This is a genomic window from Wolbachia endosymbiont (group A) of Brachyopa scutellaris (genome assembly GCF_964026995.1).
In the GTDB taxonomy this organism is placed as follows: Bacteria; Pseudomonadota; Alphaproteobacteria; order Rickettsiales; family Anaplasmataceae; genus Wolbachia; species Wolbachia pipientis.
This window is the reverse complement of sequence record NZ_OZ034720.1, coordinates 427,753-452,956: the sequence shown is the minus strand read 5'-3', so window position 1 is coordinate 452,956 and position 25,204 is coordinate 427,753. Positions and strand designations below refer to the sequence as shown.

Below are 25,204 nucleotides of genomic sequence, written 5' to 3'. Positions count from 1 at the left end.
AAAAGATTTTGAATATAAAATGGCTAAGTTTAGAATTAATAAAGTGTCTCATTAATCAACCTGGATTAGATGTTAATGTTAGAGGATTAAATGGAAAGACACCACTACATTGCGCTATAGAATTTGACGAATTAAGCATGGTGGATTTATTACTCACGAAGAAGAACATTAATCCTTTTGTTGAGGACAATGAAGGCAAAACCTCCTTAGATTATGCCAAAGAAGGTAAAAAAGCAGAAATATTACAAGCGCTAATTAATAACAAATACGGATCAGAACAAGATAACTTACTTCATTTAGCTGCAATGATAGGTGAAGTTAATGCAGTTAGATATTTGATAGGAAAAGGTGTTGACGTTAATGTACGAAATGCTCTGCATCATACGCCATTACATCTAGCAGCAGGCATAGGACATGCAGAAGTTGTAAAGATTTTGATAAGAGAAGGAAAAGCTGAAATAGATGTCTTTGATGCACGAAATCAGACACCAATGCACTATGCAGTTAATAATAAAAAGTTGGAGATAGTAAAGTTACTGCTGAAGCTAGGAGCAGATGTAAATAGTGCACGCATAGGACAAAACTCAATGAAATTATCACCTATTCATATAGCTGTAAGTAATACTAATTACGATGAAAGAGACTTATGTCTTGATATCCTCAAATGCTTAATAAAGGAGCCTAATGCTCAAGTGAATCTACAAGACTACGAAAATAAAACACCTCTACATTACGCTGAAAGACTTAAAACAATAGAGGTCTTACTAACGCGAGAAGATATAGATCCTCTGGTAAAAGACGATAGCGGCAAGACACCATTTGATTACGCTAAAAATAGGCCTGAAATAAAGAAGGCTTTGGTGAGTAATAAATACGGTTCTGAAAAGAATAGTCTACTCCATTTAGCTGTACAAATGGGAGAAGTTGAGCTTGTAGAGTCTATTTTAAAAGAAGAAATTGATATTGATATTTCAAATAATAAAGGTCTATCACCGATTTACCTTGCTGCAGAAAAAGAACATTTACATGTAGTAAAATTACTACTGAAAAAAGGAGCAAACTATACACCTGTTTTGCACTTAGCAATCAAGTCAAATAATTTAGAATTACTTAAAGTTTTATTTAATGAAAAAAATGGAGCGTTACTCTGCAGAGATACCGTTGTTAATTTTCCAACCCTTCATAATAAATATATAGCACAGAAAGAAATAGCAAATAAAAGGATGAAAAAACATAATAATATTATCTGCATCTATACTACAGCCAGTGCAATAGCAGTAGCGGCATATATAGGTTTAACAGCAACAACAATAAGCAGTGCAATCATTTTTGCAATAATAACAGGGATATTTGCGCTTGTTATAGCAATAATGATAAGTGAGATGAGCAAAAGATATATAGAAAACGAATTTCAGAAAAAGATGTTTATGGAACTGGAGGAGTGTAGTTCTATTGTTAATGATATTGAGATAGAACCAATTATGAGTAGATGCAGACAATGATATACGCAACATCTTTTTCTGAAGGTTTAAGACCAGACCCGCAACTTAAAGTATCAGAGTGGGCGAATGAGTATCGAGTTTTAGCTCCAACTGCAGCATCAGAGCCAGGGAAATGGAGAACGGAAAGAACTCCTTATTTAAAAGAAATCATGGATTCACTTTCTCCGTCTTCACCTGCTGAAAAAGTAGTATTCATGAAAGGAGCACAGATTGGGGGAACAGAAGCTGGTAACAATTGGATAGGCTACATCATTGATCAAACACCAGGGCCAATGTTAGTAGTACAGCCAACAGTTGAAATGGGAAAGCGTTGGTCAAAGGGGAGATTTGCACCGTTAATAGAGAGTACACCATGTTTAAAGAGTAAAGTAAAAGACCCAAGGTCAAGAGATTCAGGCAATACTGTGCAAAGTAAGGAATTTCCAGGTGGAATTGTAGTAATAACCGGAGCGAACAGCAGTGTAGGACTGAGATCTATGCCAGTAAAATACCTCTTTCTTGATGAAATAGATGCCTATCCAGGAGACTCAGGAGGAGAAGGAGATCCAGTACTGCTCAGTATTGCTCGAACTAACACTTTTGCACGGCGAAAGATTTTTTTAGTATCAACACCAACTATTCATGGAATAAGCAGAATTGAGAAGGAATTTGAAGCAACAGATAAGAGATATTTTTTTGTACCATGTCCGTATTGTAATTATTACCAAATATTAAAATGGTCACAAATTAAATGGGAAGATAAAAATCCAAATACAGCACACTATATATGTATAGAATGTGGTGAAAAGATAGAAAATCATCAAAAGACAGAGATGCTTGAGCGTGGAGAATGGAGACCTACTAATAGAGTAAAAGGTGAGAAAAAAGGATTTCATCTTTCAAGTCTTTATAGTCCAGTAGGCTGGTATAGCTGGACTCAAGCAGTAGAAGATTTTCTGCATGCAAAAGAAAGTGAACAATTACTGAAAGTTTGGATAAATACTACACTTGGAGAAACCTGGGTAGACAAAGGAGAAGTACCAGACTGGAAACAATTATTTAACAGGAGAGAATTTTTTCCCGTAGGCACAGTACCTAGGAGAGAAGTGGTACTTACTGCAGGAGTAGATGTCCAAAAAGATCGTTTAGAAGTAGAAGTTGTAGCATGGGGAAAAAGCCGTGAAAGTTGGTCAATAGATTATCGAGTATTTGAAGGAGATACAGGAAGTGGAGAAGTGTGGAAAAAGCTTTCAGAGTTACTCAATCATCATTTTATCGGTGAAAATGGACTTGAATATATGATAAGCATGATGGCAGTAGATGCTGGATATGCAACGCAAGAAGTATACAACTGGGTAAGAGGTCATCAAGGATCTGGAAGAGTAATGGCAGTAAAAGGTGTAAATAAAGCCCTAGTGCCACTTAGCAGCCCAAGTAGAGTAGATATAACAGTTGGAGGGCAAAAGCTGAAAAGAGGAATAAAGCTCTGGCCAGTAGGAGTATCAATATTAAAGTCAGAGCTTTTTTAATTACTTAATATTTTAAAAGAAGAAGAGAAAGTGCCAGCAGGATATTGTCATTTTCCCGAGTATGCACCTGAATATTTTAAGCAGTTAACGGCAGAGCAATTAGTCAGCAAAGTGGTGAAAGGATATACCAAACAAGAGTGGCAAAAGGTAAGAGAAAGAAACGAAGTGCTGGATTGCCGAATTTATGCGAGAGCAGCATCTATTGCGCTTGGAATTGATCGTTGGCCAGAGAGTAAATGGAATAGTTTGAGTGGAAAAATAGAAAGTAAAAAACCTAAAAAAGTGAGACAGAGTAAGTGGTTGAAAAATGTATAACGAAGAGTATTTAGTTCAAGTCGAAGAAGCGATAAAGAAGCTGCAAAACGGAGAGCGAGTAGTATCAATTGCATATGGTGACCATGTTGTGAGATATGCTGAAGTTCAGATAAAGGATCTACTGAGCTTAAGACAACGTATTAAAGCTGAACTGAAAACCGTAGCCAAAAGAAAGATTATTTTTTCAACGAGTAAAGGAATTTTATAAATGCTACTAAAAACCTTCAAACAATTATTCAACAAGCCAAAAATCAAAAGTTCAGCCTGGGATGCATCAGGCTCAGGGAGAAGGGTAATGTATTGGCAAGGAGAAACAGGAAGCATAAATAATTTACTTTCTCAGAGCCTTGAGCACTTACGTAGCCGTTCTCGGGATATGGTGAGAAAAAACCCATATGCAGCAAATATCATTGATACAATAGTAAGTAACTCTATTGGAACAGGAATAAAACCGCAATCAAAAGCAAGGGATGGAGAATTTCGAAAGAAAGTACAAGAATTATGGCTGAAATGGACAGATGAAGCAGACAGTAATGGGATAAGTGATTTTTACGGATTACAAGCTCTAGTATGCAGAAGTATGATAGAGGGAGGAGAATGTTTTGTACGGCTGAGATACGAAGATGGTCTTTGTGTACCTCTGCAATTACAAGTACTTGAATCTGAACATTTAGACAATAAAACAAATCAAACTTTAGCAAATGGTAATGTAATAAGAAACGGGATTGAGTTTAACAGGGTTGGGCAAAGAGAGGCATATTACTTATTTAGAGAACATCCAGGAGAAGGCTCATTTGGAGAGTCAGTGAGAGTGCCAGCAAATGATGTTTTACATATTTATAGACCACTAAGACCTGGTCAGATCCGAGGAGAGCCATGGCTTTCTAATATACTGCTAAAGCTCTATGAGCTTGATCAATACGACGATGCAGAGCTGGTAAGAAAGAAAACAGCAGCGATGTTTGCAGGGTTTATTACGAGACTTGATCCTGAAGCAAATATCATGGGAGAAGGTGAAAGTAATGAGCAAGGAATAGCACTATCTGGCCTAGAACCTGGAACAATGCAGCTTTTAGACCCAGGAGAAGATATAAAATTTTCAGAGCCGTCAGATGTAGGAGGAAGTTATGAAGCGTTTATGAGACAGCAACTCAGGGCAATAGCGATTGGTACAGGGATAACATATGAGCAACTAACAGGAGATTTAACAGGTGTTAATTATTCATCAATTAGAGCAGGATTAATAGAGTTTCGTAGGAGATGTACAATGTTACAGCATAACATAATGGTATTTCAGTTTTGCCGTCCTGTATGGGATAGATGGTTAGAGTTAGCACTACTTTCTGGAGAACTAGACATAGGTGAAGAATGGACAAAGGGAAAAGAAGGAGCAAAAAAAGAAGTAAAATGGATAGCACAAGGGTTTGATTGGGTGGATCCACTAAAAGACCAGCAAGCACAACAGATGGCAGTAAGGAATGGCTTCAAGAGTAGAGCAGAAGTAGTTTCGGAGCTCGGTTATGATGTAGAAGAAATTGATCAAGAAATTGCTGAAGATCAAAGACGTGCAAGTGAACTGGGCTTAAGTTTTGATTCTGACGTTACGGCCAATCAAGAGGTGATATGAAACAACAATGGCTAAACAGATGTGTAATGGTAGAACCAAGGAGTTTTGAATTACTGTCACTACAAACAGGAAAGCAGCCTATCTTTAAAAATATAAAACATGCAGTAAGAAATAGTGAAAGAGGAATAATACCGATACATGGAATCTTGACAAAAAAGTCAGAAACTTTTGATGATATTTTTGGAATGACTTCCTATAATCAAATAGAAGCACAAATTACACAAGCAATAGAAGATAGTGATATAGAAACAATCCTGTTGGATATAGACAGTCCTGGAGGAGAGGTCAATGGAGTGTTTGACCTTGCTGATTTTATTTACAGTGCAAGGGGAAAAAAGAGGATAATAGCGATAGCAAATGATGATGCATATTCTGCAGCGTACGCTATAGCTTCTAGCGCTGAAAAGGTATTTGTGAGTAGAACTTCAGGAGTAGGAAGCATAGGAGTAATAGCAAGTCATATAGATCAAAGTGGGTTTGATGAAAAACAGGGAATAAAATATACGACAGTATTTGCAGGAAGTAGAAAAAATGATTTAAATCCGCATAAGCCTATTAACTCTGAAGGTTTAGAAAGTTTGAGAGAGGAAATAGATCGTTTATATGAGATGTTTGTCCAGCTAATAGCACGTAATCGAAATCTTTCTATAGAAGCAATCAAATCAACAGAAGCAGGGCTATATTTTGGCAAGAACGCTGTGGATATTGGCCTTGCAGAGGGAATTACAATTCTTTCAGAGTTTAAATCTATTAATAAAAACAGGAGTATTACTATGAACGAACAAACTATAACTGACCTAGAAACTGATAATTCAACTAAGTATCGTACTGAAGTTCTTGAATTAATACGTTTATGTAACTTATCACGAATGCCAGAGAAAATAGGAGAATTTATTGAGCAGGGCGTAAGTGTTGAGCAAGCAAGGGAGGTTTTAATGGAATTACTTGCAGAGCGAACGAAAAAGACAGAGATACTGAGTGCAATACCACAGAATTCAGGAGAAGAGTTGATGATGCAGGTAGCGAAAAGTCGTGCGTAATCAGGCATTTAAAATATATAACAAAAGGAGAAAAGCAAAATGAGTACTATAACCGAACAAAATAATCTAGGTGACTTATTAAAGTATGAGGCATCAAGCCTGTATTCAAGAGACTCAATAGCAGTAGCTAAAGGTCAAAATCTTAAACTTGGTACAGTTGTTGGTCGTGATAAAGACAACATGATTAAGGTGATAAATCCAACTGCCACAGATGACACACAAACAGCGATAGGTGTAATAACAAGCGATGTAAATAGCAAAGATGGAGATACTAAAGCAATAATAATTACTCGCATTGCTCTTCTTGCCGATCATGCAGTTGTATGGCCAGCAAATATCACTGAAGAGCAGAAAGCTGTAGCAATAAAGCAACTTGAAGAACGAGGGATCATTGTCCGCAAGGGAGTGTAACTTAAATTAATAAGGGGGAGAAAAAAATGCAAAATCCATTTACAAATACAGCATTTAGCATGACGGCACTAACAAATGCGATAAATATATTGCCGATAAATTATGGACGCGTTGAAAATTTAAATTTATTTCCAAGTAGGTCAGTAAGATTTAGACATATTACCATAGAAGAACACAACGGAGTATTGAGTTTACTGCCAACACAAGTTCCAGGAGCGCCAGCAACAGTAGGAAAAAGAGGAAAAAGAAAGGTAAGAACATTTACGATTCCGCATATTCCGCATGATGATGTAGTGTTACCAGAAGAAGTGCAAGGAATAAGAGCATTTGGATCAGAGAGTGAGCTGAAAGCGCTGGCAGATGTAATAACCGACCATTTACAGCTAATGAGGAACAAACACGCAATAACATTAGAGCATTTGCGAATGGGAGCGCTAAAGGGAATAATTTTGGATGCTGATGGCAGTGAATTATTAAATTTGTACAACGAATTTGAAATTACACCAAAAGTAGTAAATTTTGCACTGGGAACAGCAACAACAGATGTAAAACGTAAGTGTCTGGAAGTATTGAGGCACATAGAAGATAATCTAAGTGGTGAATATATGACTGGAATTCATGCACTGGTAAGCCCTGAGTTTTTTGATGCACTCACTTCTCATACTAAAGTAAAAGAAGCATATGAAAGATGGCAAGAAGGAGCAGCGCTAAGAAATGATATGAGATCAGGATTTACGTTCTGTGGAATAACGTTTGAGGAATATAGAGGACAAGCAACTGATCCTGAAGGAACTGTGAGAAGATTTATTGAGAAAGATACAGGGCACTGTTTTCCAGTAGGAACAGCAAGCACATTTACAACATACTTTGCACCAGCAGATTTTAATGAAACAGTAAATACTCTTGGACAGCCACTATATGCAAAACAAGAGCCAAGAAGATTTGATAGAGGGACTGATTTGCATACACAGTCAAATCCTCTGCCAATGTGCCATAGACCTGGGGTATTAGTAAAAGTCGCTATAGCGTAACATACTGGTAGAGTAACTACAAGGTGGTGAGGCACAGAACGACTCTACCGGTATGCGCTTTCTTAGCATGTAAAGGTTAGTATATCAAAAAGAAATATGCAAGAGAATATTAAGCGATTATTGGAGGATTGTTTTAAGCATCTAGGAGTGGAAGCCATATATTGTAATCGAAATAAGGAGGGTATTCGTAGAATAAAAGTGCTAATAAAACGTCCTGAGACTACGTACTCTCTAGGTGCAGATGGAGCATTAACTCAGCAAATTGCTTCTATAGAAATACGTGATCAGGACGTTACTTCCTTTAGCATAGGTGATTATATCAAGATTGAAAAAAGGTTCTACAAGATTTTTGAACCACCGTTAAAAGATTCTTCGAGTGAAATATGGAAAATTGAGGCAATAGAAAGTGTTTGATATTAAAATTAGTAACAATATTAATGAAATAATCTACAATATTGACGAAAAAGAGCAGAAAGTAAAACTGGCAGCTATAAAAGCACTAAATAGAACAGCACTATGGTTAAAAGCGCAAGCAGCTAAGGAAATCAGTGAGGAAAAGAAGATAAAATTAAGTTTGATAAGAAAGAGATTAAGAATTTTTAAGGCGAAAACTAGCAGATTAGACGTGTTAATTAGAGCAAATCTCTATGACATTAGAGCATCGACAATTGGTAAAATACAAAAAACAAGAAGAGGATCGAAAGTAGGAAAGCATGAGTTTATAGGAGGATTTGCAGCAGTGATGCCAAAAGGAAATAGCGGTATTTTTAAACGTGAAGGAAGAGCAGCATTGCCAATAAAGGAAGTTATAGAATTTCTCATAATAGTCCGAACAGGTCATAGGAAGGCAGAATCAACAGCACGACGAAAGGATTCGAATAGAGGAATGTTTTTCCTGGCTCTTTTTTTTATAGCAAACCAATGATGCTCAATTTTGTTGAAATCTGGAGAATAAGGCGGCAGATACAAAATTTCTGCACCAACCCCTTTAGCAAGCTCGATAATCTTATCAGACTTATGAAAAGTAGCATTGTCAAGAATGACAGTCTGTCCAGGTTCCAAGATCGGTGTCAAAAATTGCTCAAACCATCCATTAAAAACATCCATATTACAGTGGCCTTCAAAGGTTAACGGAACAACTATCTTTCTTCCACTTAAGGCTGCAACCATACTGATTCGTTGAGTTTTCTTTCCAGATTTTAAGGCATAAAACCGCTGTCCTTTCTGGCAATATCCGTAGGGGTAGTCTTCGGTGTTATCAATGCCAGACTCATCTATATACACTAAGTTTTTAGGTTCTTTTGTCGCTATAATTTTCAAAAATTCAGCACGTTTTTCTTCGTTTCTTTCCTTGTATCCATATGTCTTTTTTTGCGCGTAAATCCAATTTTTTTAAGGGCTCGATAGATCGTTTGGATACTAACGTTGTTCCAAAGTTTAGCCATTTCCGATAGAGTCTTTCCTCCGTGTTCTCTGGCAAATTTGGCAAAGGTATCCCAGTCGGTAATTTTGTGATTGTAACCCCCATTTCCAAGTTTTTTTGATTGAAAGTCTCCTGTTTCTTTTCTTCTTTGCTGCCACTCCCATAAAGTAGTTCGTCCAATCTTAAATCTTGCTGCCACTGTTTCTCTGCTTTCTCCTTCGTCTAGCGCTTCCATTCCTTTTTTTCTTAAATCATAACTATATGCTGCTGGCATTCAACCTCCTTATCATCATCTATCCTTATCCTATCACATCCGGACTTTTATGGAAAGAGCTATAAATTGTCACTGAAACCAGAGGCTTCAAGGATAATGGGGAATCTTGTTAATTATGAAGTTGAAGAAGTCTTTACAAAGTTTTTTGAACGTCAATTGAGCTATAAAGGATGAATTTGAAAGATTTACATGATAAAATTTGTACCACGCTGAAGAAAGAAATTTCTGCGATACAAACATGCGAAGTATATCCAGCAATAAGGAAAGAATTGATAGCACCAGCGGTATTTGTGGAACTTAGTAGCTTTGAAAAAGGACATGATCCTGGAACAGAGGAATTAGCGCTGAAAGCAAGATTTGAAGCACGAATTGTGATTGATAGCGTAATAGAAAATGCCCCTATTATTGTCAGAACATTAGCTGCTGAGGTTGCGAAAGTAGTAAATAAAAATACTTGGAACGTGAAAAATGTTTCACCAGGAGAATTTATATCAGGAGGAGGAGATGACTTTAGACCAGAGCTCGATGCATATTTAGTGTGGATGGTTGAATGGGTGCATACAATACACGTAGGGCGATCTATTTGGAAAGAAGGAAAATTTATGCCACACAAAATAGAAATCGGTGAAATAAATGTTAGAAAATAATTTTGCAATTTCGGAACTACAGAGGAAAATGGCCAACATTGTTCGTATAGGAGTTGTAAAAGAAATAGATTATGAAAAAGCAAAAGTAAGAGTTAAAATAGGAGAATTTTTAACAGATTGGTTGCCATGGATAACAAGCAAAGCAGGAAAAGATAGAGATTGGTCTCCGCCAGATATCGATGAACAAGTTGTGGTATTTTCTCCTCGTGGTGAACTATCATTAGGAGTAGTATTACCAGGAATATATCAGGAAAAGTACGCTGCACTAGAAAATAAAAAAGAAATAAATAGTGTAAAATTTCAAGATGGGACAAAGTTTACATATGATAAAGAGAAGCATCATTTAGAGATTGAAGTAGTAGATAAAATAACACTGAAAGCTGGGGAATCGAGCATAGAGATGACGAAGAGCGAAATAAAACTGAAAGCAGATAGAATAAACCTTAATTAAATGAATAAATCGGTTGTACGAGTAGGAGATTATTGTGTAGAAGTAACACCGCATTTTTGCATTAGTGGGAGTAACAATGTTTTTGTAAATGGTAAGCCAATGTGCAGACAAGGAGAAAGTTTTAGTGAAGGAAAGGTAATGATTCAAGGATCAAAAACAGTGTTTGCAAATGGTCTTGGTGTAGGAAGAGTAGGAGATATAGTTTCATGTGGGTTTAAAGTAATAAAAGGCAGTGAAGACGTGTTTGCAGGCTAAAAATGAAAGGGATGGATGCTAAAACAGGAAAAGTGTTAGAAGGTTTGGAACACTTAAAACAATCAATAATTGATATATTAACCACTCCTATTAACAGTAGAATCATGAGAAGGGATTATGGGTCAAGATTATTTGAGTTAGTGGATAAGCCAATAAATAGAGATTTAACTTTGGAAATCTATGCAGCGACTGCAGAAGCTTTAGGGAAATGGGAAAAGAGGTTTAAACTGGAAAAAGTAAAAATGAAAGAAGTAAAGGAGGGAAAGGTAATACTTGATCTAGAAGGATTGTACTTACCAAACGGGAAAGACATTCATCTTGAAGGAATTGTAGTGTAAAGATGCAGCAGCTAAATATTGTAGAAAAGCCAAATTTCGAGGAAATATTTTCAAGAATGAAGGAAGAGTTAGTCTGTAGAGATGAAACCTTTTCAGCATTAGTAGAATCCGATCCAGCAATGAAGGTTCTGGAAGTAGCAGCGTGGAGAGAACTTTTGCTCAGACAAAGGATAAACGAAGCTGTAAAGGGTAATTTACTTAAATTTGCAACGGGAGAAGATCTTGATAATTTAGCTGAGTTTTACGGAGTGGAGAGGCAGAAAGAAGAAGATGACGAACGATTTAGAAAAAGAATTAAAGCAAAAATAGTGGGCTCAAGCAGGTGTGGAAGCAAAGAACACTATCGATATCATGCACTGTCAGCAGATAGTAGAGTAAAGGATGCGTTAGTAGAATCGCCTATACCAGGGAAAGTACAAATTTCAATCTTATCAACAGAATTATCCACAATTAGCATAGAGTCAGAAGAACTACTTTATATTGTAAGAAAGCGAGTTACCAGGGATGATATAAGGGTTTTAACAGATACAGTAACAGTAATTGGTTGCAATATTACGGAAATAGATATTCACAGCAAAATGAGCATAAGTTCTGTAATATCGAAGGAGGAAATTAAGGAACAGTTCATTAAGAAGTTTGAAGCAAGTAGAAGGCTGGGATGGAATGTTACAAGATCGTGGATAATAGCGAATCTATTTGTAGATGGTGTAGAGAACGTAGAATTAATCGAGCCAAAAGAGGATATTGTGATACTAGGGAACGAGTGTGCAAATTTGCGAAAATTAAAGATTGAGTAATGCTATTACCACCAAATGCAACAAAACAGGAAAAAGCGCTAGTAGATGCGATAGATTATAAAGTAGATCCAGGCTGTATCAGAGGGTTTAAGTTCAACCTAAAAGAAGAAACATTGCCGTGGTTGATTGAGGAATATGAATTGGGGGAAATTTTACGTTGGATAAGGGATAAAAGAAAAGCCGTAGTAGAAGGAGTAAAATTTCAAAGACTGAGAGGAACTCCAGCATCACTAAAAATAGCACTAAAATGGGCAAATATAGAAGATATTACAATTATTGAAGAGCCACCAGGTAGACATTTTTTTGAGCTGCAGATAGGGATAAGGAATGTTCCAAATAACTTTTTTGTAGATGCAGTTGTGGAACTTGCGAAACTATCGTTACCCGTAAGATCGCGGCTAATGAGGATTTTCAATGATCACTATAATATTAGCAGGTTTATATTAGATGAAAGTTTATTTGGAAGTTTGTTATCGGATTACTCAGGTAAAAAAGTTGAAAAAGACGGACCAGTATTATCGTTTGGTAGAAAGAACGCATTTGAGCTAAAAATCTTAAATCCAAGTTTTAAGTTTAGTACTTTTCGTGTTCATTATGAGCAAGCATTTAGTAATGATGTATATCGCTTAGATGTAGCAGTATTTGGGGAAACAGAGACTCACACAAGGGATTATAAAGGCATCTATGAAAGAAATCATCAGTGGTACAATTTAAAAGCACTATATCCACTACCACAGAGCTTATTGCCGGAAATTAAGTTTGCGAAAGCGCAAGTTATATTATCGGATAGTTGGAGGTTAGGAGAAATAAATTCGTGCTTTTCAGTTAGTAGTGTAGAGGAAAGAGGGGATAAATTTTTACTAGGGAGTAGCAAACTATCTGAGCAACATTGGAATTTAAAACACAAGCCAATTTTAGAAAGGTTTAGCGTTACTCACCATTACAAGGTAGAGGACTTTACCAATCAAAAAGTTATAAGATTTGGTGTAGGAGAACACAACGTTTACTATAAAAATGATTTAGAGCAAAAAGACTCAATACACGAATTAGAAAAGCACATTTTAGTATTTTACCCGGGAGTACTGAAATGGCACGAACATCGACATTTGCACAGAAGTTGGAAAAATAGTCAAGTAATATCTATAATAAGTTAAGTACTTATATTTAGATCCTCATATATTATATTAACAATAGGTTAAAGTATATGAAATAAAAAGAAAAGGACTTGCTTTCTTATGCTAAAACGGACATGACTTGAATAGCAGCAGGTAAATATAAGAAATTTGTCTGGCGCTAGAAAAGCTAATTTTGTGAGGTATGAAATGAGTTTTAGCAAGGGGTCTTTTAGTAAGTTTTTTAAAGAAGTATCAAGTAACGGATTTAAAGATATTAATAAAAGAAATGAAGAAGGAGAGACGATATTACACCAAGCAGTAGAAATCTCTGATTACAAAACAGCGAGGTTATTAATAAAAAAAGGGGCAGAGGTAAATGCAAGAGATAAAAATGGTTATACACCACTACACTGTGCAGTATTTGCGAAAAGCTTAGAAAATGTAAAAGTGCTGCTAAGGTCGGGAGCAGAAGTAAATGCTACTCAATATGTCACTGGATGTACGCCACTGCACTCTGCATGCAAAATAGGAGGAGCAGGAGTTGAAATAATAAAAGAGCTAGTAAAAGCAGGAGCTGAAGTTAATCAACTGAATAAGTATGGTGCAACACCAATGTATTACATATGGGAAAGTGAAAAGTATTCTCTGTGTGATAGCAAAGAAAGTGAAAAGGCAAGTAAATTTTTGAGAGAAAAAGGAGGAATAACAAAAAGTAGAGAACTGACATGCTATGGAATAGAGAGGCTAGTGGGAGAAATAGCAGACATGTTGAATAGGAGTTATTTACCGGAGTTAAAAATAATAGAGATAGAAGAAATAAGGAAGAGAGACAAATCACTAATAAAGGAAGAATGTAAAAATTTAGCAAGCAAAATAATGAGCCAAGTGAACGAAATGATAGATGAGGTGGTGAGAAAGAAGGCTTAGGTTTAAAGAAAAGGTGAGGTAGATTATGAGTAAAAAAGAAAAAGAGGAGTTACTATTAGAGAACTCGTTTAAAAATATTTATGAAAGAGACGAAAAGGGAAGAACAGCTCTGCATTATGCAATAGACGCAAAAACAGTGAGGTTATTAGTCGAAAAAGGAGCAAATGTGAATGCAGCAGATGTAGAAGGATACACAGCACTGCACCTAGCGGTAACTGAGAAACGTCTAGAAATCGTGAGAGAATTGATAAAATCAGGAGCGAATGTAAATGCGGAAGAATATGGAAATAAATGCACTCCATTGCACCTTGCATGTATGGTGGGGAAAGTGGAAATAGTGGAGGATCTAGTAAAAGCAGGGGCTGAAATAGAACAAGCAGATACGTTTGGAATGACAGCGATGGATTATGCGAAAAACAGCAAAGAGATCACTGAAATATTGAAGAAAGAAACAGACAGAATTGAAAAGTTATTTATGAAAGGCTAAAAATATGGAGGAAGAAACAGAAAAGAAAGTATTGAATTTAGAGAAAAAATCGCTGGTAGAGCTGAGGAAAATATGGAAAAAGGTATTCGTGGAAGAAGCACCTAGACATTCAAAAAAGTATTTGATACCGAGATTAGCATATAGAATACAGGAGAAAGCGTATGGAGAAATGTCAAGAAAAGTAGCAAAAAGACTAGAGTATCTGGCAGATCGGCTAGAGAAGGGAAAAAGGATAAGTAGCGATAAACTGCCAGCAGCAGGAACAGAGCTAATATTAGAGAGAGGGGAAGAAACGCATGCAGTGATGGTAACAGATAAGGGTTTGATCTACAAAGAAGAGTTTTATACATCATTGTCAGCAGTAGCAGGAAAAATAATGGGAATGAGCTACAACGGACCTTTATTATTCGGGATGCGTGATAAAAGTGGAAATTGAGGAGAGAGAATGCTAAAAGAGGTAAGATGTGCGATATATACAAGAAAATCAAATGAAGATGGACTAGAACAAAAGTTTAATAGTCTTGATGCGCAGCGAGTAGCATGTGAAAAGTATATAAAGAGTCGAGAAGGGTGGGTAGCATTAGCAAAAAAGTACGATGATGGAGGGTTCTCAGGGAGTAATTTAAATAGACCAGCGATAAAGGAACTATTCGAGGATGTCAAAGCCGGAGAAGTGGACTGTGTGGTAGTATATACATTAGATAGACTATCAAGGGAAACAAAAGATAGTATAGAAGTGACATCATTTTTTAGGAGGCATCGAGTAAATTTTATAGCAGTAACACAAATATTTGATAATAACACACCAATGGGAAAATTTGTACAAACAGTGTTATCAGGAGCAGCACAACTAGAAAGAGAAATGATAGTAGAGAGAGTAAAAAATAAAATAGCAACATCGAAAGAACAAGGGTTATGGATGGGAGGAACTTTGCCGCTAGGGTATGATGTAAAAGATAAAGAATTAATAATAAATGAGAAAGAAGCAAAAGTGGTAAAGCGCATATTTGAAAGATATTTGGAGCTGAAGTCAATGGCAGGGTTGGCAAGGGAGTTAAACAGAGAAGGGTACCGAACAAAGAAGTTTGAAGCAAAATCGGGAAAAGTACAAGGAGGAGAGATATTTAAGAAAGCGACGGTAAGAAGAATAATAACAAATCCAACGTATATGGGAAAAATCAAGCATTATGAGAAGCAATATGAGGGAAAGCATGAAGCAATAATAGAAGAAGAAAAATGGAAAAAAGCGCAGGAATTGATAAGGAATCAGCCATATAGAAAAGCAAAATATGAAGAAGCATTGCTAAAGGGAATAATAAAGTGCAAGAGCTGTAATGCAAATATGACGCTGACGTACGCAAAAAAAGAGAATAAAAGGTATAGATATTACGTATGCAACAATCATTTAAGGGGAAAAGGTTGTGAATCAGAAAACCGAAATGTAATAGCAGGAGAAGTAGAAAAAGAAGTAATGAGAAAGACAGAGCAGCTATATGAAAAATGGGGAGAAAATGCGAAAGAGTGGAGTTTTGGAAAACAGAAAGAAGCAGTGAAAAAGTTAATAAAAGGAGTAATGATAAGAGAAGATGGAATAGAGATGAGTTTAGAGGATAAGGTGGAATTTATACCAATAAAAAAGAAAGGAAACAAATGTACAGTAATAGAGCCAGAAGGTAAAACAAATAATGCGTTACTCAAAGCAGTGGTAAGAGCTCACCTATGGAAACGACAACTGGAGGCAGGAAAATATAGAAGTGTGAAGGAGCTGAGCACTAAAATTAAGATAAGCATGAGAAGAATACAGCAAATTTTAAGGTTAAATTATTTAGCACCAAAAATTAAAGAAGACATAGTAAATGGGAGACAGCCAAGTAATTTGCGGTTAGTTGATTTAAGGGAAATACCGATGCTGTGGAGTGAACAGTTGAAGAAGTTCTACGGTTAAATTACGCACATTAAATACAACAAATTTTAATAGAGAGAAAAACATTATGAAAACGTCAAAACTGACATTAGTATGTGATATATATGAGTTAACAAATAAAGATGGAAGGAATATTCAAAAGCTAGTAAGAGAAATAGAGGAAGGAAAAGGTATTGTTGGAAGGTTCAGAAATAGAATATTCAAAAGGTCCAGCTATAACGCAAGCACGATTCTTTTAACGAAAATAACTTATAAATATCAGAGTAGAGAGGAGACATTATCACTACTACATTATGCTATAAGTTATAAAAATAATCAAGCTGTAAAAGATCTTTTAGAAGAAGCCAAAAAACAAAAACTATTAAAGGAAGTTCTGAATGAAGAAATGACCACAAAACATTCAGATGGTCGGGAAGAAACTCATACAATACTTACAGATGCTATATCACGTAGAGACAATGACATTATGAGAGTAGTGTTAAAAATCTCTGAGGAAAATGGTATTTTGAAAGATATTCTAAAAAAGAGAATAATTATAAAACATTCAAATGGCAAGGAAACAACTTACATCCCATTCACTTATGCTGAAGCGTGTGAAAATAGTGAAGCTGTAGAAGAAATCTTAAAATTCTCCGGAGAACTTGTTAATAGGAGAGCAACCCAGCAGCCCACTGTTGTAACAGCCAAAACTACTACAGCTAAAGATGAAAATAGTAAGGAAGTGCATGAAGTATGTAAATATAGTGTAACAAATAAAGGTATAGCTCTTTCCATAAAAGTCCGGATGTGATAGGATAAGGATAGATGATGATAAGGAGGTTGAATGCCAGCAGCATATAGTTATGATTTAAGAAAAAAAGGAATGGAAGCGCTAGACGAAGGAGAAAGCAGAGAAACAGTGGCAGCAAGATTTAAGATTGGACGAACTACTTTATGGGAGTGGCAGCAAAGAAGAAAAGAAACAGGAGACTTTCAATCAAAAAAACTTGGAAATGGGGGTTACAATCACAAAATTACCGACTGGGATACCTTTGCCAAATTTGCCAGAGAACACGGAGGAAAGACTCTATCGGAAATGGCTAAACTTTGGAACAACGTTAGTATCCAAACGATCTATCGAGCCCTTAAAAAAATTGGATTTACGCGCAAAAAAAGACATATGGATACAAGGAAAGAAACGAAGAAAAACGTGCTGAATTTTTGAAAATTATAGCGACAAAAGAACCTAAAAACTTAGTGTATATAGATGAGTCTGGCATTGATAACACCGAAGACTACCCCTACGGATATTGCCAGAAAGGACAGCGGTTTTATGCCTTAAAATCTGGAAAGAAAACTCAACGAATCAGTATGGTTGCAGCCTTAAGTGGAAGAAAGATAGTTGTTCCGTTAACCTTTGAAGGCCACTGTAATATGGATGTTTTTAATGGATGGTTTGAGCAATTTTTGACACCGATCTTGGAACCTGGACAGACTGTCATTCTTGACAATGCTACTTTTCATAAGTCTGATAAGATTATCGAGCTTGCTAAAGGGGTTGGTGCAGAAATTTTGTATCTGCCGCCTTATTCTCCAGATTTCAACAAAATTGAGCATCATTGGTTTGCTATAAAAAACAGAGCCAGGAAAAACATTCCTCTATTCGAATCCTTTCGTCGTGCTGTTGATTCTGCCTTCCTATGACCTGTTCGGACTATTATGAGAAATGCTATACTACTCACGCAATTGATAAAGCTACAGAAACTGACACCAAATTATGTGAAAGTGAAGACCTTCAACCTATATGTGAAAGCAGCGAAGAAGCGCAAAATGATTCAACTACTGTAGAGCCAACTCCTGAATTGTGTTTGATAGAGAGCAAGAGTGTTGATAGAGAAACTAATCCTGAAAGCCCCTCTTCTACTGAACCATGTTTTGATAGCGATGATGCAGAAGAAAAACCATCAACACGACAAAGACAGGCAATCGTAGCAGGTATTGTTGGTGCAGTGTTATTAGTGGGTAGCGTTGTATTTTACGCCTTGAAAATCGATGTCACAGTAGCATTGGTTGTGGGAATAGTTGGGTTAGTTTGTGTAAGTTTTGCGCTGTATAATATCATAAATCCCAACACCAAGCTCGAGAAAGTAAAAAGTGTCAGCCCAAATACCACCGATCTTGCTTTTTATAGCTCTTTCCATAAAAGTCCGGATGTGATAGGATAAGGATAGATGATGATAAGGAGGTTGAATGCCAGCAGCATATAGTTATGATTTAAGAAAAAAAGCAATGGAAGCGCTAGACGAAGGAGAAAGCAGAGAAACAGTGGCAGCAAGATTTAAGATTGGACGAACTACTTTATGGGAGTGGCAGCAAAGAAGAAAAGAAACAGGAGACTTTCAATCAAAAAAACTTGGAAATGGGGGTTACAATCACAAAATTACCGACTGGGATACCTTTGCCAAATTTGCCAGAGAACACGGAGGAAAGACTCTATCGGAAATGGCTAAACTTTGGAACAACGTTAGTATCCAAACGATCTATCGAGCCCTTAAAAAAATTGGATTTACGCGCAAAAAAAGACATATGGATACAAGGAAAGAAACGAAGAAAAATGTGCTGAATTTTTGAAAATTATAGCGACAAAAGAACCTAAAAACTTAGTGTATATAGATGAGTCTGGCATTGATAACACCGAAGACTACCCCTACGGATATTGCCAGAAAGGACAGCGGTTTTATGCCTTAAAATCTGGAAAGAAAACTCAACGAATCAGTATGGTTGCAGCCTTAAGTGGAAGAAAGATAGTTGTTCCGTTAACCTTTGAAGGCCACTGTAATATGGATGTTTTTAATGGATGGTTTGAGCAATTTTTGACACCGATCTTGGAACCTGGACAGACTGTCATTCTTGACAATGCTACTTTTCATAAGTCTGATAAGATTATCGAGCTTGCTAAAGGGGTTGGTGCAGAAATTTTGTATCTGCCGCCTTATTCTCCAGATTTCAACAAAATTGAGCATCATTGGTTTGCTATAAAAAACAGAGCCAGGAAAAACATTCCTCTATTCGAATCCTTTCGTCGTGCTGTTGATTCTGCCTTCCTATGACCTGTTCGGACTATTATGAGAAATGCTATATCTAGCCATACCATAAGAGATGAAAAAACTAATGAGCATGATTTAAAAGATTTTCAATTTATTTTCATTGAGTTGCCAAAGTTTCCTAAGAGTAGAGAAGAGCAGCTAGAAAATGTAGTAGATCGTTGGCTATTTTTCTTCAAATATGCAGAAGAAACAAACGAGAAGGACCTAGATAAAATAGTTGGTAGTGACGTAATAATAAAACGAGCTTATGAAGAGATGAATAAGTTTAATTGGTCAGAAGAAGAGTTACTAGCATATGAACAAATGAAAAAACGCATAATGGATGAGATTGATGCTTTTGCTCAAAAGTTTGATGAGGGTGTTAGAGTAGGTCATGAAAAAGGTAGACAAGAAGGTAGACAAGAAGGCATCTACCGTCTTAAACATCAAGATAAAAATTATTGTTTTTTATCATAGCATTTAAACAAATGATGATTTTTCTCATTACAGCAACTAAAGCGACTTTAGCGGCTTTGCCAGAGTCAACTAAACGCTGCTTTCATTTTTTTATTATGACGCATTGCAACCACAGCAGACATGTATAATGCTTTTCGAGCATAAAATCTGCCACCTATGATCTGGGCTTTGCTCACTTTCCTTCCGCTTTCACTAGTTTTTGGTGCAACTCCAACTAGACAAGCTATTTCCTTATTATCTAACCTGCCAAGTTCAGGTACCTCTATGAGTAGGATACTTGCGGTTTTCCGTCCAACACCTTTATAGCTAGTTAGCAGTTTGCTTTTTTCCTTCAAATCAGGATCAGAGTTTATTATATCTTCTATGTCTTGCCTAATTTGCTCTAATTGTTTTTTTGCAAATTCTATCTGTTTTTCTATATATTCCCTGGCTTTTCCTGTAACCTTATGCAAACGACACTTATTTGCGTGAACTTCATCGTTTAGATTGCGCTCAACTGCTCTTAGCTCTCTTAGCTCTTTTAGTTCTTCTTGCTTTTGTGAAACTATGTATTCTACTACCTCGTCATTTTTTGTGATAAATTCAGCATATTTTTCTAGTAATTTTGCATCTAATTTATCTGTTTTTGCAAAGTGGTTGCAGGCTTTTGCAAATGCATATACCCGATTTGGGTGAGCTCTGTGAACAGCTATGTTATGTTCCCGTAACAACTTTATGACAAGTTTTTCATAACCACCTGTTTACACATAACTTAACAAATACGTTAGCCATTTTTGACTTTATAAACTCAGATATAGCTGTCTCTACATTTTCTATACGCTGATGTTTATTGTTGATTGAGATATCAAGTGTTTCTTTTGAAACATCAATACCAATGAAAACTGTTCTAGCCATTTTTGTACCTATAAATATAATCAAATAATAATGTAACAGGATTGTGATTCGATCTTTTAGATCCCCCTACCGTTCGTACTCCATTTTTTAAAGCTAGGAGTGTACTGAGATGCCTACGATTTCTATCAATCAATCCAATTGACAGCTAGCTCATTATAGTCTTGCGACTTTGACTTAATATACAATCCAAATCGGTCATGAAAAAGGCAGAGCTGAAGGTTGCAAAGAAAGGAACATTGAAGTTGCAAAAAACCTACTTAAGGCTGGTGTTTCTATTGATATCATCTCCCAAACAACCAGCCTTCCTAAAGCTGAAATAAAACAATTTCAGGAAGAAATTGTCTGACATGATTCTTGTAGCTGCTCGTCCACTGTTGGATCATTTAAATAAGTTTCAGGGTTATCATCTATTCCATCAGTAGTTTCTTGCCTGTTTTCGCCCCGATTTAAGGTACCCTTCCGGATTTTTCTCTTAATTTTAGAATCACCTTGTTGTAAACTACCCAAGTTTTGTTCTTGCTCCGTTCTACCGGATACGCTACTCGGGTTAAGACCTGGATTGGTTATTTTATCTTCTTCGCTAATATTCTGCTCATCTAAGAAAGCAGAAGGAGCTTTTTTAACTTTTTCTACTTTTTTATATAGTGTATCAAGTATCGTATTCGGTGAGTTATTTTTGATAAGATTATTTAAATAATCGGTTTTGCTTCCTGCTTTATCAAAACAAAAACCATGCAATTTTTCAAAGGCAGAACAAATACTAAGTCCTACTCTATGTAACACCCTAGATAAATTTTTTGGTGTAAAAAGTTTTTTCTCGGCTAAGAAGTGATTTAAATAATTCCTTTCATTAAAACATGATTTGTGGAAATTTTTTAAGATAGAAGCTGAATTATTTCCTGCCATGCCTAATATTGTGGATAAGTGACTTGCCCTAAACCCTACGCTATAGAAATCATTCAAAAGCTGCGTATTGTTCCCTTGCTCATCAAAACAAACATTGTGAAAATCCTTCAGAGCAGAACAAATGCTAGCCCTTGCTCCATGCAGTATATTAGATAATTTTTTAATAGTAAAACCTGCCTGTGAGAAATGGATTAAATACGCTTTTGCTTTTTCTGTGTAACAAAAATCATGAAACTGACCTAAACTACTTACTGATGCGCTTAATATACTGCACAGACTCTGAGGATTAAAACCTATCTTACGAAAATCACTTAAAAGTCCTGTTTCCTTTCCTTTATCGTCAAAAAGAGTATTATGAAATTTTTTTAATCTATGAGAAGCATGAGATCCTGATCCACATAACATAGAGGATAAGTTACCTGGATCAAAGCCTACATCATAGAAATTATTTAAAAGTTCTGTCTCTTCTCCATTGTCGTTAAAACAAACGTTATGTAATTCTTTAAAAGCATTGCTAGCTTTAGCTCCTGCCCCACTAAAAATACCAGACAAGTTACTTATAGTAAAATTCCTTTCCTTATTCCTTTTTTCAGTAAAATGTTTTAAATACTGTTTTTTATTTCCTTGCACATCAAACCAAAGATCATATAAGTCTTTAAAAGCTTTTGTAGTATTCGCTCCTGCTCCACTTAAAATACTGGACATATTAGGTAAATTTATTCCTTCTTTTTTTAGAGTTTTTAAATATTGTGTTTTATTTCCTTCTTCATCAAACCACAGATCGTATAAGTCTTTAAAAGCTTTTGCAGCACTAGCTCCTGTTCCATGTAAGATACTGGACATGCTAGCAAAACTTGCTCCTTCTTTTTCTATAGTTCTCAAATATTGAGTTTTATTTCCTTCTTCATCAAACCAAAGATCATATGAGTCTTTAAAAGCTTTTGCACCATTGGCTCCTGCTCCATTCAAAATACTAGATATGCTAGATAGATCTATTCCTTCCTTTTCTAGAGTTTTTAAATATTGTGTTTTATTTCCTTTTTCATCAAACCACAGATCGTATAAGTCTTTAAAAGCTTTTGTAGCGTTAACTCCTGCTCCAGATAAAACACTAGACATATTAATAAGATTTACTCCTCTTTCTTCTAGAGTTTTTAAATATTGTGTTTTATTTCCTTGTTTATCAAACCACAGGTCATACAAGTCTTTAAAAGCCTTTGCACCATTAGCTCCTACTCCGTGCAAAATACTGGACATATTAGTTAGATTTATTTTTTCTTTTTTTAAGGTTTTTAAGTATTGTGTTTCATTTCCTTGCTTATCAAACCATAGATCATATAAGTCTTTAAACGCTTTGGGAGCTTTAGCTCCTGCTTTACTTAAAATACCGGGCACATCAGCTAGATTTACTTTTTCTTTTTTTAGAGTTTTTAAATATTGAGTTTTATTTCCTTGCTTATCAAACCACAGATCATATAAGTCTTTAAAAGCCTTTGCACCATTAGCTCCTGCTCCATTCAGAATACTGGATACATTAGTAAGATTTATTCTGCTTTCTTTTAAAGTTTTTAAATATTGTGTTTTATTTCCTTCTTCATCAAACCACAGGTCATACAAGTCTTTAAAAGCCTTTGCAGCATTAGCTCCTGCACCATGCAAGATACTGGATATACTAGCAAGACTTATTCCTTCTTTTTCTAGAGTTCTCAAATATTGTGTTTTATTTCCTTGCTCATCAAGAAAAGTATTATATAGCTCTTTAAAAGCTTTTGCACCATTAGCTCCTACTCTATGCAAAATACTGGATACATTAGTAAGACCCATTCCGCTTTCTTCTAGAGTTTTTAAATATTGTGTTTTATTTCCTTTTTCATCAAACCACAGATCATATAAGTCTTTAAAAGCTTTTGCACCATTAGCTCCTGCTCCACCTAAAATACTAGACACATTAGTAAGATTTATTTCTTCTTTTTCCAGGGTTTTTAAATATTGTGTTTTATTTCCTTCTTCATCAAACCACAGATTATATAAGTCTTTAAACGCTTTGGGAGCTTTAGCTCCTGCTTTACTTAAAATACCGGATACATTAGTAAGACCCATTCCGCTTTCTTCTAGAGTTTTTAAATATTGTGTTTTATTTCCTTTTTCATCAAACCACAGATCATATAAGTCTTTAAAAGCTTTTGCACCATTAGCTCCTGCTCCACCTAAAATACTAGACACATTAGTAAGATTTATTTCTTCTTTTTCCAGGGTTTTTAAATATTGTGTTTTATTTCCTTCTTCATCAAACCACAGATTATATAAGTCTTTAAACGCTTTGGGAGCTTTAGCTCCTGCTTTACTTAAAATACCGGATACATTAGTAAGATTTATTTCTTCTTTTCCCAGGGTTTTTAAATATTGAGTTTTATTTCCTTGCTCATCAAACCACAGATCATATAAGCCTTTAAAAGTCTTTGCAGCATTAGCTCTTGCTTTACTTAAAATACTAGAAACACTAGCTAGATTTATTCTTTCTTTTTCTAGAGTTTTTAAATATCGTGTTTTATTTCCTTGCTCATCAAACCACAGATCATATAAGCCTTTAAAAGCTTTTGTAGCATCAGCTCCTGATCCACTTAAAATGCTGGACATACTGGATAGGTTTATTCCTTTTCCTTTCAGAACTTCTAGACATTCTTTTCCTTCCCCTTCAATTAAAAAATCTAAGAACTGATTAAATCTAGGTGTCCCTTCTTTACCGGCAACACTTTTAGCAAATCTAATTTCTTCATTAATATTGTGTACATCCACACGCGACCTCTTCAATACTATATCATCTTTGTCTGTAACAGAACGTTTTCGTTTTCTACTCGTTTTATGATTTTCCTTACCTGTACTCCTTGAATGGTCGCTTTGCTCGTGTGAGGAATTTTCAATATCTTGTAATGGTGTAGAAATGTAAGATTGAGAAATATTGTTTGAATTTGAACCTACCACATTACCGTAAGCTTCCTCTCTAGAAACTTTTATGCTTCTCTTTATATCTTTTTCAATATTACTAAGAAGTGGTACAAAATGGTTCCTGTAATTCACTATGTAAATAATATTATTACCTGTACCTACCTTACCTTTAGTAACATGTAATCCATCTATCTCTTTATCTCTCAATTCTATAGTCCTAACTTTCACGCCATACTTTTCGCATATCATTTTTCCTTCAACTTCAGGTCTTCCCCATATAGCGTTTTCCAACTTTAGAATTTTTATTTCTGAATCAGAGCTTGTATTTTCAATGTCTTCTGCAGTAAATTCAATACGCGGAATATATTCACAAAGTTTTTCACCTTCTCCTTTTAAAGCACTACCCAACCATGAACCTTTTTTTGATTGATTAACCTGTTGTGCATATTGCTTACAATTTTCCCGCAAAGACTTTACACTAAATCCTTTACTACCTGCAATCAGACCTTTATCTTTTAGCTCGTTCAATCCTTGAGCTATGGAATCAAAGAAACAATCCCCTTCACCTATAGCAGCTCCTATCTTAAAGCCCTCAGGCAATTTCTCCCTTAGTTTCTCTAAAAGTTGATTAAGCTTCTTTTTTTCCTCTTCATTCTTTGCCTTTTTTATCCCACTGAAAATGGAAATAGGTTCTCTAGTAACAAAATCCGACTTTTCTAGAGTGCTCTTACTATTAGGTGGTTTACCGGACTCTTTATTCTCTGCTAACATATTGACTCACTATACTACACTATTCACATGATAGTTGAAAAAATCAACAAAGTAAAGTTATCTTTCTATGACT

At 35.7% G+C, this 25,204-nt stretch carries 26 protein-coding genes and 3 pseudogenes; 25 read left to right on the top strand and 4 right to left on the bottom strand.

Translation table 11 applies throughout. The annotated features are described in order from the left end of the window. Window positions 1–14 precede the first annotated feature (14 nt). The 9 genes and pseudogenes from AAGD93_RS02265 to AAGD93_RS02225 all read left to right on the top strand — a co-directional run bounded on the left by AAGD93_RS02265 (window position 15) and on the right by AAGD93_RS02225 (window position 8,359). Window positions 15–1,502 carry an ankyrin repeat domain-containing protein gene (locus AAGD93_RS02265; protein WP_410529896.1) on the top strand — a complete coding sequence of 496 codons (1,488 nt, stop codon included), beginning with the start codon at window positions 15–17 and terminating at the stop codon, window positions 1,500–1,502. Beyond that, window positions 1,499–3,325, top strand: a pseudogene (locus tag AAGD93_RS02260) (phage terminase large subunit family protein). The gene AAGD93_RS02265 and the pseudogene AAGD93_RS02260 overlap by 4 nt, the downstream one beginning before the upstream one ends. Continuing rightward, window positions 3,318–3,533 (top strand): gpW family head-tail joining protein, encoded by a 216-nt coding sequence (locus AAGD93_RS02255; protein ID WP_341817101.1) that lies wholly within the window; start codon window positions 3,318–3,320, stop codon window positions 3,531–3,533. Before AAGD93_RS02260 ends, AAGD93_RS02255 begins: the two are co-directional and overlap by 8 nt. Continuing rightward, complete coding sequence (locus tag AAGD93_RS02250) at window positions 3,534–4,952, top strand: phage portal protein (protein WP_341819742.1); 1,419 nt, start codon at window positions 3,534–3,536, stop codon at window positions 4,950–4,952. It abuts the gene before it with no gap. Continuing rightward, the gene (locus AAGD93_RS02245) at window positions 4,949–5,992 is read left to right on the top strand and encodes a S49 family peptidase (RefSeq protein ID WP_341819741.1); all 1,044 of its coding nucleotides are present in this window, start codon (window positions 4,949–4,951) and stop codon (window positions 5,990–5,992) included. Before AAGD93_RS02250 ends, AAGD93_RS02245 begins: the two co-directional genes overlap by 4 nt. A 39-nt stretch (window positions 5,993–6,031) precedes the next feature. Further along, window positions 6,032–6,403: a head decoration protein gene (locus tag AAGD93_RS02240; RefSeq protein WP_341819740.1), complete on the top strand. Its 372-nt coding sequence runs from the start codon at window positions 6,032–6,034 to the stop codon at window positions 6,401–6,403. Between the two features lie 26 nt (window positions 6,404–6,429). Next, the gene (locus AAGD93_RS02235; RefSeq protein ID WP_341819739.1) at window positions 6,430–7,434 is read left to right on the top strand and encodes a major capsid protein; all 1,005 of its coding nucleotides are present in this window, start codon (window positions 6,430–6,432) and stop codon (window positions 7,432–7,434) included. Window positions 7,435–7,530: 96 nt separating this feature from the next. Further along, the gene (locus tag AAGD93_RS02230; RefSeq protein WP_341819738.1) at window positions 7,531–7,848 is read left to right on the top strand and encodes a hypothetical protein; all 318 of its coding nucleotides are present in this window, start codon (window positions 7,531–7,533) and stop codon (window positions 7,846–7,848) included. A gap of 19 nt (window positions 7,849–7,867) precedes the next feature. Continuing rightward, window positions 7,868–8,359: a phage tail protein gene (locus AAGD93_RS02225; protein ID WP_410529895.1), complete on the top strand. Its 492-nt coding sequence runs from the start codon at window positions 7,868–7,870 to the stop codon at window positions 8,357–8,359. Here the strand turns inward: AAGD93_RS02225 and AAGD93_RS02220 are convergent. After that, a protein-coding gene (locus AAGD93_RS02220; protein ID WP_341819229.1) for an IS630 family transposase occupies window positions 8,272–9,131 on the bottom strand; the annotation gives its coding sequence in 2 pieces (ribosomal slippage) (window positions 8,272–8,807 and window positions 8,807–9,131; 861 coding nt in all). The genes AAGD93_RS02225 and AAGD93_RS02220 overlap by 88 nt on opposite strands. Window positions 9,132–9,185: 54 nt before the next feature. On the opposite strand from AAGD93_RS02220, the pseudogene AAGD93_RS02215 reads away from it, so the two are divergent. The 16 genes and pseudogenes from AAGD93_RS02215 to AAGD93_RS02140 form a co-directional block, all read left to right on the top strand. Further along, window positions 9,186–9,305: pseudogene (locus tag AAGD93_RS02215) on the top strand (phage tail protein); the annotation flags it as partial. Continuing rightward, a complete protein-coding gene (locus tag AAGD93_RS02210) occupies window positions 9,302–9,778 on the top strand; it encodes a hypothetical protein (protein WP_341819737.1) in 477 nt (158 codons plus the stop codon). The pseudogene AAGD93_RS02215 and the gene AAGD93_RS02210, both read left to right, overlap by 4 nt. Then, window positions 9,765–10,229, top strand: a complete 465-nt coding sequence (locus AAGD93_RS02205) for a phage baseplate assembly protein V (protein ID WP_341819736.1) — start codon at window positions 9,765–9,767, stop codon at window positions 10,227–10,229. The genes AAGD93_RS02210 and AAGD93_RS02205 overlap by 14 nt, the downstream gene beginning before the upstream one ends. Then, on the top strand, window positions 10,230–10,484 hold the full coding sequence (locus AAGD93_RS02200) for a PAAR domain-containing protein (protein WP_341819735.1): 255 nt from the start codon (window positions 10,230–10,232) through the stop codon (window positions 10,482–10,484). 2 nt (window positions 10,485–10,486) lie between these two features. Beyond that, window positions 10,487–10,822, top strand: a complete 336-nt coding sequence (locus AAGD93_RS02195; RefSeq protein ID WP_341819734.1) for a GPW/gp25 family protein — start codon at window positions 10,487–10,489, stop codon at window positions 10,820–10,822. A gap of 2 nt (window positions 10,823–10,824) precedes the next feature. After that, window positions 10,825–11,619: a baseplate J/gp47 family protein gene (locus tag AAGD93_RS02190; RefSeq protein WP_341819733.1), complete on the top strand. Its 795-nt coding sequence runs from the start codon at window positions 10,825–10,827 to the stop codon at window positions 11,617–11,619. After that, a complete protein-coding gene (locus AAGD93_RS02185) occupies window positions 11,619–12,773 on the top strand; it encodes a phage tail protein (RefSeq protein ID WP_341819732.1) in 1,155 nt (384 codons plus the stop codon). Before AAGD93_RS02190 ends, AAGD93_RS02185 begins: the two co-directional genes overlap by 1 nt. Window positions 12,774–12,941: 168 nt before the next feature. Then, window positions 12,942–13,661 carry an ankyrin repeat domain-containing protein gene (locus AAGD93_RS02180; protein WP_341819731.1) on the top strand — a complete coding sequence of 240 codons (720 nt, stop codon included), beginning with the start codon at window positions 12,942–12,944 and terminating at the stop codon, window positions 13,659–13,661. 25 nt (window positions 13,662–13,686) lie between these two features. Then, window positions 13,687–14,148, top strand: a complete 462-nt coding sequence (locus AAGD93_RS02175; RefSeq protein WP_341819730.1) for an ankyrin repeat domain-containing protein — start codon at window positions 13,687–13,689, stop codon at window positions 14,146–14,148. 4 nt (window positions 14,149–14,152) lie between these two features. Continuing rightward, the gene (locus tag AAGD93_RS02170; protein ID WP_341819729.1) at window positions 14,153–14,584 is read left to right on the top strand and encodes a DUF2924 domain-containing protein; all 432 of its coding nucleotides are present in this window, start codon (window positions 14,153–14,155) and stop codon (window positions 14,582–14,584) included. A gap of 9 nt (window positions 14,585–14,593) precedes the next feature. Beyond that, window positions 14,594–16,093, top strand: a complete 1,500-nt coding sequence (locus AAGD93_RS02165; protein WP_341819728.1) for a recombinase family protein — start codon at window positions 14,594–14,596, stop codon at window positions 16,091–16,093. Between the two features lie 46 nt (window positions 16,094–16,139). Then, window positions 16,140–16,862 (top strand): hypothetical protein, encoded by a 723-nt coding sequence (locus tag AAGD93_RS02160; protein ID WP_341819727.1) that lies wholly within the window; start codon window positions 16,140–16,142, stop codon window positions 16,860–16,862. A gap of 33 nt (window positions 16,863–16,895) precedes the next feature. Next, a protein-coding gene (locus tag AAGD93_RS02155; RefSeq protein WP_341819182.1) for an IS630 family transposase occupies window positions 16,896–17,755 on the top strand; the annotation gives its coding sequence in 2 pieces (ribosomal slippage) (window positions 16,896–17,220 and window positions 17,220–17,755; 861 coding nt in all). Continuing rightward, complete coding sequence (locus AAGD93_RS02150; protein ID WP_341819726.1) at window positions 17,752–18,276, top strand: hypothetical protein; 525 nt, start codon at window positions 17,752–17,754, stop codon at window positions 18,274–18,276. The genes AAGD93_RS02155 and AAGD93_RS02150 overlap by 4 nt, the downstream gene beginning before the upstream one ends. Window positions 18,277–18,301: 25 nt before the next feature. Next, a protein-coding gene (locus tag AAGD93_RS02145; protein ID WP_341819725.1) for an IS630 family transposase occupies window positions 18,302–19,161 on the top strand; the annotation gives its coding sequence in 2 pieces (ribosomal slippage) (window positions 18,302–18,626 and window positions 18,626–19,161; 861 coding nt in all). Between the two features lie 30 nt (window positions 19,162–19,191). After that, window positions 19,192–19,569: pseudogene (locus AAGD93_RS02140) on the top strand (PD-(D/E)XK nuclease family transposase); the annotation flags it as partial. A gap of 110 nt (window positions 19,570–19,679) precedes the next feature. On the opposite strand, the gene AAGD93_RS02135 reads toward AAGD93_RS02140, so the two are convergent. From AAGD93_RS02135 to AAGD93_RS02125, 3 genes are all read right to left on the bottom strand, one after another. Further along, window positions 19,680–20,324 carry a transposase gene (locus tag AAGD93_RS02135; RefSeq protein ID WP_341819055.1) on the bottom strand — a complete coding sequence of 215 codons (645 nt, stop codon included), beginning with the start codon at window positions 20,322–20,324 and terminating at the stop codon, window positions 19,680–19,682. 16 nt (window positions 20,325–20,340) lie between these two features. Next, window positions 20,341–20,508, bottom strand: coding sequence for a hypothetical protein (locus AAGD93_RS02130; RefSeq protein WP_156518135.1), 168 nt, complete (start codon window positions 20,506–20,508; stop codon window positions 20,341–20,343). A 327-nt stretch (window positions 20,509–20,835) separates the two neighbouring features. After that, window positions 20,836–25,131 (bottom strand): hypothetical protein, encoded by a 4,296-nt coding sequence (locus tag AAGD93_RS02125; protein WP_341819724.1) that lies wholly within the window; start codon window positions 25,129–25,131, stop codon window positions 20,836–20,838. Between the last annotated feature and the right edge of the window lie 73 nt (window positions 25,132–25,204).

Excerpts from the sequence above, each read along its gene's own strand:
- AAGD93_RS02255 (WP_341817101.1), top strand. The coding sequence starts at position 3,318 with ATGTATAACGAAGAGTATTTAGTTCAAGTCGAAGAAGCGATAAAGAAG.
- AAGD93_RS02250 (WP_341819742.1), top strand. The coding sequence starts at position 3,534 with ATGCTACTAAAAACCTTCAAACAATTATTCAACAAGCCAAAAATCAAA.
- AAGD93_RS02245 (WP_341819741.1), top strand. The coding sequence starts at position 4,949 with ATGAAACAACAATGGCTAAACAGATGTGTAATGGTAGAACCAAGGAGT.
- AAGD93_RS02240 (WP_341819740.1), top strand. The coding sequence starts at position 6,032 with ATGAGTACTATAACCGAACAAAATAATCTAGGTGACTTATTAAAGTAT.
- AAGD93_RS02235 (WP_341819739.1), top strand. The coding sequence starts at position 6,430 with ATGCAAAATCCATTTACAAATACAGCATTTAGCATGACGGCACTAACA.
- AAGD93_RS02230 (WP_341819738.1), top strand. The coding sequence starts at position 7,531 with ATGCAAGAGAATATTAAGCGATTATTGGAGGATTGTTTTAAGCATCTA.
- AAGD93_RS02210 (WP_341819737.1), top strand. The coding sequence starts at position 9,302 with ATGAATTTGAAAGATTTACATGATAAAATTTGTACCACGCTGAAGAAA.
- AAGD93_RS02205 (WP_341819736.1), top strand. The coding sequence starts at position 9,765 with ATGTTAGAAAATAATTTTGCAATTTCGGAACTACAGAGGAAAATGGCC.
- AAGD93_RS02200 (WP_341819735.1), top strand. The coding sequence starts at position 10,230 with ATGAATAAATCGGTTGTACGAGTAGGAGATTATTGTGTAGAAGTAACA.
- AAGD93_RS02195 (WP_341819734.1), top strand. The coding sequence starts at position 10,487 with ATGAAAGGGATGGATGCTAAAACAGGAAAAGTGTTAGAAGGTTTGGAA.
- AAGD93_RS02190 (WP_341819733.1), top strand. The coding sequence starts at position 10,825 with ATGCAGCAGCTAAATATTGTAGAAAAGCCAAATTTCGAGGAAATATTT.
- AAGD93_RS02185 (WP_341819732.1), top strand. The coding sequence starts at position 11,619 with ATGCTATTACCACCAAATGCAACAAAACAGGAAAAAGCGCTAGTAGAT.
- AAGD93_RS02180 (WP_341819731.1), top strand. The coding sequence starts at position 12,942 with ATGAGTTTTAGCAAGGGGTCTTTTAGTAAGTTTTTTAAAGAAGTATCA.
- AAGD93_RS02175 (WP_341819730.1), top strand. The coding sequence starts at position 13,687 with ATGAGTAAAAAAGAAAAAGAGGAGTTACTATTAGAGAACTCGTTTAAA.
- AAGD93_RS02170 (WP_341819729.1), top strand. The coding sequence starts at position 14,153 with ATGGAGGAAGAAACAGAAAAGAAAGTATTGAATTTAGAGAAAAAATCG.
- AAGD93_RS02165 (WP_341819728.1), top strand. The coding sequence starts at position 14,594 with ATGCTAAAAGAGGTAAGATGTGCGATATATACAAGAAAATCAAATGAA.
- AAGD93_RS02160 (WP_341819727.1), top strand. The coding sequence starts at position 16,140 with ATGAAAACGTCAAAACTGACATTAGTATGTGATATATATGAGTTAACA.
- AAGD93_RS02150 (WP_341819726.1), top strand. The coding sequence starts at position 17,752 with ATGACCTGTTCGGACTATTATGAGAAATGCTATACTACTCACGCAATT.
- AAGD93_RS02130 (WP_156518135.1), bottom strand. The coding sequence starts at position 20,508 with ATGGCTAGAACAGTTTTCATTGGTATTGATGTTTCAAAAGAAACACTT.
- AAGD93_RS02125 (WP_341819724.1), bottom strand. The coding sequence starts at position 25,131 with ATGTTAGCAGAGAATAAAGAGTCCGGTAAACCACCTAATAGTAAGAGC.